General features: G+C 59.6%; 12 protein-coding genes. 9 read left to right on the top strand and 3 right to left on the bottom strand.

Annotated features, from left to right (window positions below; translation table 11 throughout):
- Positions 1-332: 332 nt before the first annotated feature.
- From exaC to AC3WJW_RS16600, 9 genes are all read left to right on the top strand, one after another.
- Positions 333-1,853 carry an acetaldehyde dehydrogenase ExaC gene (exaC, locus tag AC3WJW_RS16640; RefSeq protein ID WP_034148108.1) on the top strand — a complete coding sequence of 507 codons (1,521 nt, stop codon included), beginning with the start codon at positions 333-335 and terminating at the stop codon, positions 1,851-1,853.
- Positions 1,854-2,126: 273 nt separating this feature from the next.
- Positions 2,127-3,500: an ethanolamine permease gene (eat, locus tag AC3WJW_RS16635; RefSeq protein ID WP_102702057.1), complete on the top strand. Its 1,374-nt coding sequence runs from the start codon at positions 2,127-2,129 to the stop codon at positions 3,498-3,500.
- Between the two features lie 195 nt (positions 3,501-3,695).
- A complete protein-coding gene (locus AC3WJW_RS16630; RefSeq protein ID WP_218480230.1) occupies positions 3,696-5,090 on the top strand; it encodes an ethanolamine ammonia-lyase subunit EutB in 1,395 nt (464 codons plus the stop codon).
- Positions 5,087-5,923, top strand: a complete 837-nt coding sequence (gene eutC, locus AC3WJW_RS16625; RefSeq protein ID WP_493726715.1) for an ethanolamine ammonia-lyase subunit EutC — start codon at positions 5,087-5,089, stop codon at positions 5,921-5,923. Before AC3WJW_RS16630 ends, eutC begins: the two co-directional genes overlap by 4 nt.
- Before the next feature lie 114 nt (positions 5,924-6,037).
- On the top strand, positions 6,038-6,499 hold the full coding sequence (locus tag AC3WJW_RS16620) for a GNAT family N-acetyltransferase (RefSeq protein ID WP_493726714.1): 462 nt from the start codon (positions 6,038-6,040) through the stop codon (positions 6,497-6,499).
- Between the two features lie 234 nt (positions 6,500-6,733).
- Complete coding sequence (locus AC3WJW_RS16615; RefSeq protein WP_095965734.1) at positions 6,734-7,390, top strand: DedA family protein; 657 nt, start codon at positions 6,734-6,736, stop codon at positions 7,388-7,390.
- A 4-nt stretch (positions 7,391-7,394) separates the two neighbouring features.
- Positions 7,395-8,207: a M90 family metallopeptidase gene (locus AC3WJW_RS16610; protein WP_493726713.1), complete on the top strand. Its 813-nt coding sequence runs from the start codon at positions 7,395-7,397 to the stop codon at positions 8,205-8,207.
- A 113-nt stretch (positions 8,208-8,320) separates the two neighbouring features.
- Complete coding sequence (gene ppa / locus AC3WJW_RS16605; RefSeq protein WP_007894323.1) at positions 8,321-8,848, top strand: inorganic diphosphatase; 528 nt, start codon at positions 8,321-8,323, stop codon at positions 8,846-8,848.
- A 229-nt stretch (positions 8,849-9,077) separates the two neighbouring features.
- Positions 9,078-9,824, top strand: coding sequence for a S24 family peptidase (locus tag AC3WJW_RS16600; RefSeq protein WP_493726712.1), 747 nt, complete (start codon positions 9,078-9,080; stop codon positions 9,822-9,824).
- Between the two features lie 305 nt (positions 9,825-10,129).
- Here AC3WJW_RS16600 and AC3WJW_RS16595 read toward each other — a convergent pair whose 3' ends face one another.
- The 3 genes from AC3WJW_RS16595 to AC3WJW_RS16585 all read right to left on the bottom strand — a co-directional run bounded on the left by AC3WJW_RS16595 (position 10,130) and on the right by AC3WJW_RS16585 (position 13,878).
- Positions 10,130-11,143 carry a PDDEXK nuclease domain-containing protein gene (locus AC3WJW_RS16595; RefSeq protein ID WP_493726711.1) on the bottom strand — a complete coding sequence of 338 codons (1,014 nt, stop codon included), beginning with the start codon at positions 11,141-11,143 and terminating at the stop codon, positions 10,130-10,132.
- A gap of 299 nt (positions 11,144-11,442) precedes the next feature.
- Positions 11,443-12,255, bottom strand: coding sequence for a YfaP family protein (locus tag AC3WJW_RS16590; RefSeq protein WP_493726710.1), 813 nt, complete (start codon positions 12,253-12,255; stop codon positions 11,443-11,445).
- A gap of 3 nt (positions 12,256-12,258) precedes the next feature.
- Positions 12,259-13,878 carry a DUF2300 domain-containing protein gene (locus AC3WJW_RS16585; protein ID WP_493726709.1) on the bottom strand — a complete coding sequence of 540 codons (1,620 nt, stop codon included), beginning with the start codon at positions 13,876-13,878 and terminating at the stop codon, positions 12,259-12,261.
- Position 13,879: the final 1 nt, after the last annotated feature.

Genomic DNA, 13,879 nt, shown 5'->3' with positions numbered 1-13,879 from the left:
TCTTGAAAAAATCAAAGTCAAAAGATCGCAGCCTGCGGCAGCTCCTACAGGGGTGATGCAGCGTCAGTCCTTGTGATTGCCCGAGCATCCTCCAGCCGGGCCTGCATTGCAATGCTGGCAAGACCACCCGGTCACAGGCTGTGCCAGAAGCGGTACAAAGTGTCACGCCAGCTGTACCGAAAGCGTCACAGGCGCACTCCATCCGTCCGACAAAAAATGCGCAAGGCCTTGATTTGCCTGAGCTGCAACGCACTGGCCCGCCCCTTGCTCTACGCTTATAGCAAGCGCACATGCGCGACTCCCTATAAGCACAAAAGCAAGGAGAGACCACCATGCGTTACGCTCACCCCGGTACTGAAGGCGCTATCGTTTCGTTCAAAGCCAAATACGGTAACTACATCGGCGGCGAGTTCGTCGCGCCTGTCAAAGGTCAGTACTTCACCAATACCTCGCCAGTGAATGGCCAACCGATTGCCGAATTCCCTCGCTCCACGGCCGAAGACATCGACAAGGCCCTGGACGCTGCCCACGCCGCTGCCGATGCCTGGGGCGCCACGTCCGCCCAGGCGCGCTCGCTGGTGCTGCTGAAAATCGCCGACCGCATCGAACAGAACCTGGAACTGCTGGCAATCACCGAATCCTGGGACAACGGCAAGGCCGTGCGCGAAACCCTCAACGCCGACATCCCTCTGGCCGCCGACCACTTCCGCTACTTCGCCGGCTGCATCCGCGCCCAGGAAGGCAGCGCCGCCGAAATCGACGGCAACACCGTGGCCTATCACATCCATGAACCCCTCGGCGTGGTCGGCCAGATCATCCCGTGGAACTTCCCGATCCTGATGGCCGCGTGGAAACTCGCCCCGGCCCTGGCTGCCGGTAACTGCGTGGTGCTCAAGCCTGCCGAGCAAACCCCGCTGGGCATCACCGTGCTGGTCGAATTGATCGGCGACCTGCTGCCACCGGGCGTACTGAACATCGTGCAAGGCTTCGGCAAAGAAGCCGGCGAAGCGCTGGCCACCAGCAAACGCATCGCCAAGATCGCCTTCACCGGCTCGACCCCGGTCGGCTCGCACATCATGAAATGCGCGGCGGAAAACATCATTCCGTCCACCGTGGAGCTGGGTGGCAAGTCGCCGAACATCTTCTTCGAAGACATCATGAAGGCCGAACCGTCCTTCATCGAGAAAGCCGCCGAAGGCCTGGTGCTGGCGTTCTTCAACCAGGGCGAAGTCTGCACCTGCCCTTCCCGCGCCCTGGTGCAAGAGTCGATCTACGACGAGTTCATGGCCGTCGTGATGAAGAAGGTCCTGCAAATCAAACGCGGCGACCCGCTGGACACCGACACCATGGTCGGCGCCCAGGCGTCCGAGCAGCAATTCGACAAGATCCTTTCGTACCTGGAAATTGCCAAGGGCGAAGGTGCCGAACTGTTGACCGGCGGCAAGGTGGAAAAACTCGAGGGCAACCTGGCGAGCGGGTATTACATCCAGCCGACGCTGCTCAAGGGCACCAACAAGATGCGTGTGTTCCAGGAAGAAATCTTTGGCCCGGTGGTGAGCATCACCACCTTCAAGGACGAAGCCGAAGCCCTGGCCATTGCCAACGACACCGAGTTCGGCCTCGGCGCCGGCCTCTGGACCCGCGACATCAACCGCGCCTACCGCATGGGCCGGGCGATCAAGGCCGGTCGTGTGTGGACCAACTGCTACCACCTGTACCCGGCGCACGCCGCGTTCGGCGGCTACAAGAAGTCCGGCGTCGGCCGTGAAACCCACAAGATGATGCTCGATCACTATCAGCAGACCAAAAACCTGCTGGTGAGCTACGACATCAATCCGTTGGGCTTCTTCTAAGCAGCGGGGGCGATGCACTTAACACTGCATCGCCCTTTCGATAGCCATCGCGAGCAGGCTCGCTCCCACAGTGGATCCGGGCCGGCTCCTCAATAGTGATTTCACCCCATAACCCTGTGGGAGCGAGCCTGCTCGCGAAGGCGCCCTAAATGACACAACACCCAAGGTCTGGCCGCTCTGGCACGGGCCTTGCGTACCCGTCATTCAGCGTTTCACCCAACCCGTCACACCCGAAAGTCCAAAAGATCGAACAATAAAAAATAGAGAGGACTTATGACTACTTCTTCCACACAGCTCAAACCCACACTCGGCACCCTGCATCTTTGGGGCATTGCCGTCGGCCTGGTTATCTCCGGCGAGTACTTCGGCTGGAGTTACGGCTGGGGCACCGCAGGCACCCTGGGTTTTCTCGTCACCGCCTTGATGGTGGCGACGATGTACACCTGCTTCATTTTCAGCTTCACCGAACTGACGACGGCGATTCCCCACGCCGGCGGGCCATTTGCCTATAGTCGCCGGGCCTTTGGTGAGAAAGGCGGGTTGATCGCCGGCATCGCTACCCTGATCGAATTCGTCTTTGCCCCACCGGCCATCGCCATGGCCATCGGTGCCTACCTCAATGTGCAATACCCGGAACTGGACCCGAAGATCGCCGCCGTTGGCGCTTACTTCGTGTTCATGGGCCTGAATATCCTCGGCGTCAGCATCGCGGCCACCTTCGAACTTGTGGTCACCGTACTGGCCGTCGCAGAACTGCTGGTGTTCATGGGCGTGGTCGCCCCGGGCTTCAGTTTCAGCAACTTCGTACTGAACGGTTGGTCGGGTGCCAATGAGTTCACAATGGGCTCGATTCCTGGCATTTTCGCCGCCATTCCCTTCGCGATCTGGTTCTTTCTCGCTATCGAAGGCGCAGCCATGGCCGCCGAGGAAGCCAAGGACCCGAAACGCACCATCCCCAAGGCCTACGTCAGCGGTATTCTGACCCTGGTGTTCCTGGCCATCGGCGTGATGGTGATGGCGGGCGGCGTCGGCGACTGGCGCCAACTGTCGAACATCAACGATCCGCTGCCCCAGGCGATGAAGGCCGTGGTCGGCAATAATTCGACCTGGATGCACATGCTGGTGTGGATCGGTCTGTTCGGCTTGGTGGCGAGTTTCCACGGGATCATTCTTGGCTATTCACGTCAGTTCTTCGCCCTGGCTCGCGCCGGCTACTTGCCCAAAGGCCTGGCCAAACTCTCGCGCTTCCAGACGCCGCACCGGGCCATTCTGGCCGGTGGTGTGATCGGCATTGCGGCCATCTACAGCGATGGCCTGGTCAACCTGCAAGGCATGAGCCTGACGGCGGCGATGATCACCATGTCGGTATTCGGCGCCATCGTGATGTATATCATCAGTATGCTGAGCCTGTTCAGACTGCGTAAAACCGAACCGAACCTGGAACGCACCTTCCGCGCACCGGGCTATCCAATCGTACCGGGGATCGCGCTGTTCCTGGCGGTGGTGTGCCTGGTGGCGATGGCGTGGTTCAACACCTTGATCGGCCTGATCTTCCTCGGGTTCATGATCGCCGGTTACCTGTACTTCCAATTGACCGCCCGGCAGCGCTCCGAAGCACCGGCGGACGCTATGCTCGAAGGTATCTAAATGCACCGGTGCCGGGCCCGCTGCCCGGCGCCTGCATGATTGAAGTGCACGCTGCCCTCTGTAGGAGCTGTCGAGTGCAACGAGGCTGCGATCTTTAAGGGCAAGATCAAAGATCGCAGCCTCGTTGCACTCGACAGCTCCTACAGGGGAATCGGGGTGAATTTGCGACATTTACAGAACAGAAGGACACCGCCCATGGCCACATTCGCCCATACCGTCGGCGCCCAGACTTACCGCTTCGACAGCCTCAAGGAAGTGATGGCCAAGGCCAGCCCGGCCCGCTCCGGAGATTTTCTGGCGGGCGTCGCCGCGCTCAACGATGGCGAGCGGGTGGCCGCACAGATGGCTTTGGCCGACACGCCGCTCAGCCACTTTCTGCAGGAAGCACTGATCCCCTACGAATCCGATGAAGTGACGCGTCTGATCATCGACACCCACGACAAAAACGCCTTCGCGGTCGTCAGCCACCTCACCGTCGGCGGTTTTCGCGACTGGCTGCTCAGTGATGCGGCCGACGAACAGGTCCTGCGCGCCCTGGCGCCCGGCCTGACGCCGGAAATGGCCGCCGCCGTATCAAAGATCATGCGCGTGCAGGATCTGGTGCTGGTGGCGCAAAAAATCCGCGTAGTCACGCAGTTTCGCGGCACCCTGGGTCTGCGCGGGCGCCTGTCCACGCGCCTGCAACCCAACCATCCCACCGACGAACCGGCCGGCATCGCCGCGAGCATTCTCGACGGCCTGCTGCACGGCAATGGCGACGCGATGATAGGCATCAACCCGGCCACCGACAGCATCGCCTCGATTTGCGCGATGCTGGAGATGCTCGACGCAATCATCCAGCGCTACGAAATCCCGACCCAGGCTTGTGTGCTGACCCATGTCACCACGTCGATCGAAGCGGTCAATCGCGGCGTCCCATTGGACCTGGTGTTCCAGTCGATCGCCGGCACCGAAGCGGCCAATGCCAGTTTCGGCATCAACCTGAGCGTGTTGAAGGAAGGCTATGACGCCGGATTGAGTCTGAATCGCGGCACCCTGGGCCAGAACCTGATGTACTTCGAAACCGGCCAGGGCAGCGCTCTATCGGCCAACGCTCACCATGGCGTCGATCAACAAACCTGCGAAACCCGCGCCTATGCCGTCGCGCGTCACTTCAACCCGTTTCTGGTCAACACCGTTGTCGGTTTTATCGGCCCGGAATACCTGTACAACGGCAAACAGATCATCCGCGCCGGTCTGGAGGACCACTTCTGCGGCAAATTGCTGGGTGTGCCCATGGGTTGCGACATCTGCTACACCAACCATGCCGAAGCCGACCAGGACGACATGGACACCCTGCTGACCCTGCTGGGTGTCGCCGGGATCAACTTCATCATGGGTATCCCGGGTTCCGACGACATCATGCTCAACTACCAGACCACCTCGTTCCACGATGCGCTCTACGCCAGGCAGACCCTGGGGTTGAAGCCCGCGCCGGAGTTCGAGCAATGGCTGGCGAAAATGGGCATCTTCACTCAATCGGACGGCAGGATTCTCTTCGGTGACAGCCTGCCGCCGGCCTTTCGGCAGGCCTTGGCGCAATTGGGATGAGCAATGACATGGATAAACTACCCTTCGATCCCCACAACCCATGGCTGGAACTGCGACGCCTGACACCGGCGCGAATTGCCCTGGGCCGAACCGGCACCAGCATCCCCACCCGCGCGCAACTGGACTTCCAGTACGCCCACGCCCAGGCACGGGATGCGGTGCACTTGCCGTTCGATCACGCGACACTCAACTCACAACTGGCCGAACGCGGACACGAAAGCCTTTTGCTGCACAGCGCAGCGATCGACCGCAACAGCTACCTGCAACGCCCGGACCTGGGACGAAAGCTGAGTGACGCGTCGGCAAAGACCCTGCGTAACTACGCTGCGGCACATCCTGGTGGGGTCGATCTGGTGATTGTGATCGCCGACGGCCTGTCGGCACTGGCCGTTCATCGCCATACCCTGCCCTTTATGGCACGCCTCGAAGAACAGATTGCCGCCGAAGGCTGGACTGTTGCACCAGTGGTGTTGGTGGAACAGGGGCGCGTGGCGGTCGCTGACGAAATCGGTGAGTTGCTGGGGGCGAAAATGACCGTCATCCTCATCGGCGAACGCCCTGGCCTCAGTTCCCCGGATAGCCTGGGCTTATATTTCACCTACAATCCCAAGGTCGGCCTTACCGATGCCTACCGCAATTGCATCTCCAACGTGCGGCTCGAAGGCCTGAGTTACGGCATGGCGGCACACCGTTTGCTGTATTTGATGCGCGAAGCCTGCCGGCGGCAGTTGTCAGGGGTCAATCTGAAGGATGAAGCCCAGGTCCAGACACTGGAGTCGGACGCGGGGGCCGACATGAAAGATAATTTCCTGCTTGGGCCGCCGAATGCCTGAACCGCTTCCACATTGCACATTCGTACCCGTTTCAGGCAGGATCGTTGCGCGGCCGCCAAGGGTTTCCCATCGCCGTCAGAGACGTAAGACAGCCACTTGAAGACGAGACCTACCATGCGGATTATTCAAGCGACCCTCGAACACCTGGACCTGTTGACCCCGTTGTTCGTCAGATATCGCGAGTTTTATGGCTCCCTGCCGTATCCGGACTCGTCCCGGGCGTTCCTCGAAAAACGCCTGCGTCGCAAGGAGTCGGTGATCTACCTGGCGCTGTCCGATGATGACAGCCACAAGCTGATGGGCTTCTGTCAGCTGTACCCGAGCTTCTCCTCGCTGTCACTCAAACGTGTGTGGATCCTCAACGATATTTATGTCGCCGAGGACGCCCGCCGCCAGTTGGTGGCCGACAACCTGATCCGTACCGCAAAAAAAATGGCCAAGGAAACCAATGCCGTACGCATGCGCGTTTCCACCAGCAGCAACAACGAAATCGCGCAGAAAACCTACGAGTCCATCGGATTCAAGGTAGACACCGAATTCAAGAACTATGTGCTGCCGATCAGCGAAGAACTCTGAACCACCTGCACCCTGCTCGCGATGGCATCGCGAGCAGGCTCGCTCCCACCTGTTCGTTATCAAACATCAGCCCTGTCATGACATTCCCCGGTACAATCTCGACGCGATTTTCACCAGTCGCCTCGTATAATTCCGTTATTCCCGGCTTGTAAGAAAAACTACCCCTATCCGTAGTCTTACGCGAAGTCATCCGCACAGGCCTGCAGAGTCGGGCCAATACCACAGGTGCTATCCATGGATTTCAACCCGATCGACATTGTCCTGCATCTCGACGTCTACCTCGACATGCTTGTAGCCAACTACGGGGCATGGATCTACGCCATTCTGTTCATGGTTATCTTTTGTGAAACCGGCCTGGTGGTCATGCCCTTCCTGCCGGGCGACTCCCTGCTGTTCATCGCCGGCGCCGTGGCGGCCGGTGGCGGCATGGATCCGGTACTGCTCGGCGGCCTGCTGATGCTGGCGGCGATTCTGGGCGACAGTACCAATTACATCATCGGACGAACGGCAGGTGAAAAACTATTCAGCAATCCGAACTCGAAGATCTTCCGCCGCGACTACCTGCAACAAACCCACGATTTCTACGACAAGCATGGCGGGAAAACCGTGACCCTGGCGCGCTTCCTGCCCATCATCCGGACCTTTGCCCCCTTCGTCGCCGGGGTGGGGAAAATGCCCTATCCGCGTTTCTTCGCCTTCAGTGTGCTGGGCACCATCCTGTGGGTCGGTGGCCTGGTGACGCTCGGTTATTTCTTCGGCAACGTACCGTTCATCAAGAAGAACCTGTCGCTGCTGATTGTGGGCATCATCCTGCTCTCCCTGGTGCCGATGATCATCGGCATGGTGCGTAGCCGCCTTGCCGGTTCGAGCTCCAAAGCCGAATCGCGCTGACACGATGTGGTCCCTGAGCGCCTGGCGTCGCCGACGCACCCTGGCCAGGCACCCGATTGCCGATGACATGTGGCAACGGGTGCGCCATCACCTGAGCTTTCTCGATGGCATCAGTGCCGCCGAAGACCAATGGCTGCGCGAAGCCTGTGTGCTGTTCCTCGAAGACAAGCACCTGAGTGCCCTGCCCGGCGTCGAACTGCATCAGGAGCAACGCTTGCTGCTCGCCGCCCAGGCGCAACTGCCGCTGCTTCACCTCGGCGACCTGAACTGGTATCAGGGCTTCCACGAAATCATTCTCTACCCCGATGACTTCCTCAGCCCCCAGCGCCATCGCGACGCCAGCGGCGTCGAGCATGAATGGGACGGTGAGCACAGCGGTGAAGCCTGGCAACAAGGCCCGATCATCCTCGCCTGGCCCGGCGTCATGGCCAGCGGAGGCTGGGAAGGCTACAACCTGGTGATCCACGAACTGGCGCACAAACTCGACATGCTCAATGGTGACGCCAACGGCCTGCCGCCACTGCATCCCGACATGCGGGTCAGCGAATGGGCCAAGGTCATGCAAGAGGCCTACGACGACCTCGACCGGCAACTGGAACGCAATCCCGACGCTGAAACCGCCATCGACCCGTACGCCGCCGAAAACCCTGCCGAGTTCTTCGCCGTCACCAGCGAATACTTCTTCAGCGCCCCGGATTTGCTGCACGAGGCTTATCCACAGGTGTACCAGCAGCTGAAGCTGTTCTATCGCCAGGACCCGCTGGCAAGGTTGAAGCAACTTCAGGCGCATGACCCTGTCTATCAGGCACACCAGTGAGCGCCATACGACTTCTGGTACATGGCGTCGACACAGGAATATGCCTATAATCGCCGCCACTTTTTGGTCAATCCGGCCAAGTGTTTCTGGTCAACTAACGGGGGCAACGCCCAATGAGCTACAGCAAGATTCCGGCTGGCAAAGACCTGCCGAACGACATCTACGTCGCGATCGAGATTCCGGCCAACCACGCGCCGATCAAGTACGAAATCGACAAAGACAGCGATTGCCTGTTCGTTGACCGTTTCATGGCCACCCCAATGTTCTACCCGGCCAACTACGGTTACATCCCGAACACCCTGGCTGACGACGGTGATCCCCTCGACGTACTGGTCGTGACCCCTTACCCGGTTGCTCCTGGTTCGGTGATCCGCGCTCGCCCGGTCGGCATCCTGAACATGACCGACGACGGTGGCGGCGATGCCAAAGTCATCGCAGTTCCGCACGACAAGCTGTCCCAGCTGTACGTCGACGTCAAGGAATACACCGACCTGCCAGCACTGCTGATCCAGCAGATCGAGCACTTCTTCGCGAACTACAAAGATCTCGAAAAAGGCAAATGGGTGAAGATCGAAGGCTGGGCCGGTGCAGACGCCGCCCGCGACGCAATCACCAAGTCGGTTGCAGCCTATAAAGGTTAAGAGAAGCCGCGAGCTTCCAGCGACAGGCTTCAAGAAAAACCCCGGGTGATCCGGGGTTTTTTGTGGGCGCTTGATAAGCGCGTTAAACATGACGTTTAAACCTGCTCGGCATTGGTTTTTGTCTGTTTAAAATTCATCAAGAACGTCTTACATCCGGTCGTAAATTTCCCGCGAAATTTGAACGAGGCGTTTATTCAAACCCCTACCAGCCGCCAGTAGACTCGCGTTCATGAAAAAGAACACTAGCGGCCCACGCTTTAAAGCGCTCCTCGAAGCAGCGAATATCACGACCACCGGATTTGCCGACTTTCTGGGTACGGCTCCGCAAAATGTACATAACTGGTACACCCGCGGCGTGCCTGCCCATTGCATGGAAGAAGTCGCCAGAAAACTCTCCGTCAACAGCGACTGGCTGAAAACCGGCGAAGGCTCGAAAGACGCCCAGCACCTGCGCCTGCTCGAGGAGTCCGGCAACATCTTCGACGCCCAGACCATCCGCGGCGTCTACACGGTCATCGAGCCAGTCGACGTCGAACTGCCTTTCTACAAAGAAGCTGTCATCGCCCCGGGTTCCAACAAAACCCACGTCATAGAAGATCCAGAGACATCCATCCGCCTGCCCCGCAGCCATCTCGACTCACTGGAAATCAACCACGGCGACGCCATCTGCGCCTTCATGAGCGGTAACAGCATGGGAGAGAAAATTGAAGACGGTTCGACCTTGGCGATTGATCGTGGCCTGACCCAGATTATCGATGGCGAGATCTACGCCATCGAACATGACGGCATGCTGCGCATCAAGTACCTGCACCGACTACCGGGCAACTCCCTGCGATTGCGCAGCCACAACCGCGCCGAATACCCGGATGAGATCTTCCGGGCGGCACAAATCGAGGAACAGAACATCAGGGTACTGGGTTGGGTGTTCTGGTGGTCGACCCTGAACAAACGGCGGCCGGCAGTGCCGTTTCTTTAAACGTGCCACAACGCCCATCGGCCACCCCCCCAGGTGGCCGAGCAGCTCTGTACGGCACTTCCCGCTGGGAATTTCCATCAAACCTGCGTATGCTGCGCCCCACATTTGCGCATCGACCCGCCCTGCGGCTCAGATGCGCTGACCTGACAGATGACTTTCTCACCAGGTCCCACAGCCGGACGCAAGATCCGGGTGTACGTTTTGAAGGCTGGCGCGGTTTACCAAAAATGATCCAAGCCAGTCCCCGAGAAGCCGGCCACAAGCCGGCTTTTTAATGCCTGAAAGAAAGTGACTCACAACGAAAATCACTCAGCCCCTTCAGTATTCTGCGCATAAAACTCCTGCAGCTTGGCTTGCAACAGTTTCTTGTCTGGCAATTGAGTGCGGTACTCCGCAATCAAGGCTGGCGACAGTGAGCGGTTCAAGGCGTACTCGACGATTTCGTCCTCTTTGCTCGCGCACAGCAATACGCCGAGCGCCGGGTTTTCGTGTGGTTTGCGGACATTGCGGTCCAACGCTTCAAGATAAAAATCCATCTTCCCCAAGTATTCCGGCTCAAAGCGCCCGACCTTGAGTTCGATCGCCACCAGGCAGTTCAGCCCACGGTGGAAAAACAACAGATCCAGCGCAAAGTCCCGCCCGCCTACCTGCAATGGATATTGCGAACCCACAAAGCAGAAGTCCCTGCCCAGCTCAATCAGAAAATCCCTGAGCTTGTGCAGCAGGCCTCCATGCAAGTCCGTCTCTGCATGACCACGCTCCAGAGCCAGAAACTCGACCACGTAGGCATCCTTGAACACGTCCAGGGCCTGGGGATGAGTTTGTCGCAGCGGTGCTGAGACTTTTGCCGGGCTGACCACTGAACGTTCAAACAGAGCTGCCTTGAACTGCCGCTCCAGTTCGCGGCTCGACCACTTTTCCTGGATTGCCATGCGCAGGTAAAACTCGCGCTCCTCCGGGTGTTTGCTCTGGTTGAGGATGATCAGATTCTGGGTCCAGGGTAATTGTCGCAGCAGTGCTGCGACTTTTGCGTCATGCCTATAAGCCTCGTAAAACTTGCGCATGCGAAAAAGATTCGCACGGGTGAACCCCCGCAATCCGGGCTGCGTATAGGCCAGGTGCTGAGCCAGTTGAGCCACCACTCCATCCCCCCACTCCGCCGCTTCAATCTTGCGGCTGATGTAGGCCCCAACCTGCCAGTGCAGCTCTATCAGCTCGGTGTTGACCGCCTGCATGGCGCGTTGTCGAGCAGTCACAATCAGTTGGGTAATTTCACTGAAAGCAGAATCGAGAGAGGTATTGCCAGGAAGATCATTCACGTCAGGGCATTTCCATGTCAGCGGGAGGGCCCTCTCAATTACTCCTGATACCGACGCAAGAACATTCACAATATATTTCTGCATGAAACAACGCTAACAAGCATCCATCCCGCCCAGAGAACACTTGCCAAGCCAAAATGGCCGATGCTAAATCCACCCAGTCCATAGACCGCTACCCTTAACCCGGAAGAAGCTCTGCCGGTCGGACTTCGCTTTCAAGCTCAACGATGAGGCTCTGTATGGCGCCAAGGATCACGGGCGCAATCGTGTGCAAACCCTGCGCAAGTTGTACCTCAACCTCACGGATAGCTGAACGACTTCACCAACGTCAACTCCCCCACCGCGCGCATCGGCACCAGGAAGGTCTCCATTTTCTCACTCGGCGTCCCTTCCTCGGTAATCACCGTCACCTGCGCGGTGGTCAGCGCTTGTACCGCATCTTCCTGCCCTTCCTCATCACTGCTGTAGCCGCCACCGAAGTAGTTCACATACACCAGATACTGCCCCTTGATCGGCGCGGGCATGGCGAAGATTTCCGGGCCGTAGCCGGTCGTGACGTCGACGTCGAGCGCTGCGCCGTTGGGGGCGATGCGGTCGCCGTACCAGATGTGCGCGCCGTCGGGAGTGATGAGGTGCAGGTCGAGGTCGGTGTTGTCGCTGTCCCATGCCAGCAATACACGTAACTTGGCCGGGGTCACACCGCCGCTGCTGTTGAGGAATTGTGTGCGGTGACGATGCTGTCCATCAGGGTTGCGAACTTCGACGCTGTTGCTGCCGTTGGGGAATGAGAACGGGCGATCGAAGCGGCCGGCCGGGTCGATTTTCAGCGGCATGCTCACCCCGTTGACGATCAGCCGGCCGGGCTCTGTGGATTTCGCTGTGGCTTTGATCTGACCGCTGATGCGTGCGGTGTTGGCCTGCCCTGCCGGGGTGTTGACCGACGAGGCGGGGTAGTTGACGACCTGCCGGAAGCTTTCCCCTTCACCCTCGGGCGCACCGGTGCGCCAGCCGCCTGCAGGGGTGTCGAGTTTGACGCTGTCCGCCGCCATCACTGATGGCAACGCCAGCAGCGAGCAGAGACACAGCAAGACCTGTGGATAACGGAGTTTCATGGTCTATTCCAGCAAGAGGTGGCGGGCGAGCCCTTCGATGTAGGTTTCATCCTGGCCGCTGGGGTGTGCCTCGAAGGCCAGGTGCAGGTATTCGTGGGTCAGGTCGAGGCGGTCTTGCAGCGTCAGCACGCCACGCACGTAGATACGCTGGCGTTCGCGGTCGACATAGGGGCGTCCGAAGGCCAGGCGGCATACGGCGAAGGTGCTGACTTCGTTGTAGCCGACCTCGCCTTCCAACCGCGCACGCCAGCCGCGCCGTTGTTTCTGCAGCCAGTCTTGCGCGGCAGGCAACGCTTCGCAGGACGCAATCGGGTTGTCCCAGCGACTGAGACTGGCGCGTGGGTAGGCGTGCAGCAGGATGGCGTCGTAGCGCTGACCGGCACGGGCCTGTTCGACGGCTTGCTGCCAGGACAACTTGTCCGGGCCGGGTTGATCGGAATGATAGGTGACGGTACTGCCGGCCAGGACCAGGTCGCTGGTCCACGCGGCGATGTCGCGGGACTCGGACGATGCCGGACGCGGCGCGACCCGCTGACGGTTGCTGCTGTCGTCGATGCTCAGGCAATCGCCAATGCGCGTGGCGTTTTGCAGCAGGTACGTGCGGATGGCCACCGCGAGGGCTTTGGCGGCTTCGACCGGCTCGGCAGTGGCTTCGCGCTGGAGCACACGGGCAACGTACTCTTCGCGATCCAGCCGGGCGACGAGCTTGTCGTTCAGCAGAAAGAGTTCGCCATCGCTGTGGATATCCAGCGCATTGCCGTTGGCGAATTCGACGCGGTAGTCACCCTGCAACGCTCCGGAAGTCACCGCGGAACCTCCTGCCAAGACACGCCGAAGTGGATAGCGGGAAAACAGATCAACTTCTACACACTTCCCTGCATCTGCAGGCCAGGAAACAGGTATCACCGTGGACAACGTCCGGGCGTAATCGCGCAGTACCCGCTGACTGGTGCCCCGTCCTCCGGCCCAGATCGGTGTACCGTCGCCCGTCCAACCGGCAAACCCGCCCTGGCGTGACGTGGCATCCTGATCCGCCAACCAGCTCCAGGTCTTCACGCGCAGGCGGCTTCCGAGTTCGCCGACGACATGGCCATCGGCGGCATTGAGCACCACATCGAGCAACACACGTCGGGCTTGATCCTGCGCTGGCAGTACCGACAGCACTTTCAGCAGCTGTGCCACCGAAACCCGGGTAGCCGGTTGCAACGAAGGCAAATCCAGCAACCATTGCGGCGCCTGCCGTGCCTGCCAATAGGCTCGCCAGTCGGCCTCGCGGATGCCCAATCGCGCGGGTTCGAAATACAGACCGCATGACTTCACCAACGCCTGATCGCGCTCGATCCTGCCGCCCGCCGTGCAGCAATAGACTTCTTCCTTCGACTGGCCGCGACATTCATAAGTCAGCTCACGCGCACCGGTGTCCACCAGCCAGGCGTAGACGAACAACTTCCACACACTGCCCAACGGTGTCTGCAAGGTCTGCGGCAGTGGCTCGCGAGCGATCACCTGAGTTCGGCTCAACGACAGTAAATCGCCCTTGAAGGCCAGGCGCAGCGGTTCGTCCTGCGCTGTCACCAGCACAGGGATCAAACACAGCAGCCACCCCAGCAGCAACCTGTGCACG

It is taken from the genome of Pseudomonas sp. GW821-FHT07G06 (assembly GCF_058986625.1).
This window is presented reverse-complemented; position numbering and strand designations above follow the sequence as displayed.

What these genes read in the sequence shown, in the direction of transcription:
- AC3WJW_RS16630 (WP_218480230.1), top strand. Translation starts at nt 3,696, where the DNA reads ATGGCCACATTCGCCCATACCGTCGGCGCCCAGACTTACCGCTTCGAC.
- AC3WJW_RS16590 (WP_493726710.1), bottom strand. Translation starts at nt 12,255, where the DNA reads ATGAAACTCCGTTATCCACAGGTCTTGCTGTGTCTCTGCTCGCTGCTG.
- AC3WJW_RS16620 (WP_493726714.1), top strand. Translation starts at nt 6,038, where the DNA reads ATGCGGATTATTCAAGCGACCCTCGAACACCTGGACCTGTTGACCCCG.
- AC3WJW_RS16610 (WP_493726713.1), top strand. Translation starts at nt 7,395, where the DNA reads ATGTGGTCCCTGAGCGCCTGGCGTCGCCGACGCACCCTGGCCAGGCAC.
- AC3WJW_RS16600 (WP_493726712.1), top strand. Translation starts at nt 9,078, where the DNA reads ATGAAAAAGAACACTAGCGGCCCACGCTTTAAAGCGCTCCTCGAAGCA.
- exaC (WP_034148108.1), top strand. Translation starts at nt 333, where the DNA reads ATGCGTTACGCTCACCCCGGTACTGAAGGCGCTATCGTTTCGTTCAAA.
- eutC (WP_493726715.1), top strand. Translation starts at nt 5,087, where the DNA reads ATGAGCAATGACATGGATAAACTACCCTTCGATCCCCACAACCCATGG.
- AC3WJW_RS16615 (WP_095965734.1), top strand. Translation starts at nt 6,734, where the DNA reads ATGGATTTCAACCCGATCGACATTGTCCTGCATCTCGACGTCTACCTC.
- eat (WP_102702057.1), top strand. Translation starts at nt 2,127, where the DNA reads ATGACTACTTCTTCCACACAGCTCAAACCCACACTCGGCACCCTGCAT.
- ppa (WP_007894323.1), top strand. Translation starts at nt 8,321, where the DNA reads ATGAGCTACAGCAAGATTCCGGCTGGCAAAGACCTGCCGAACGACATC.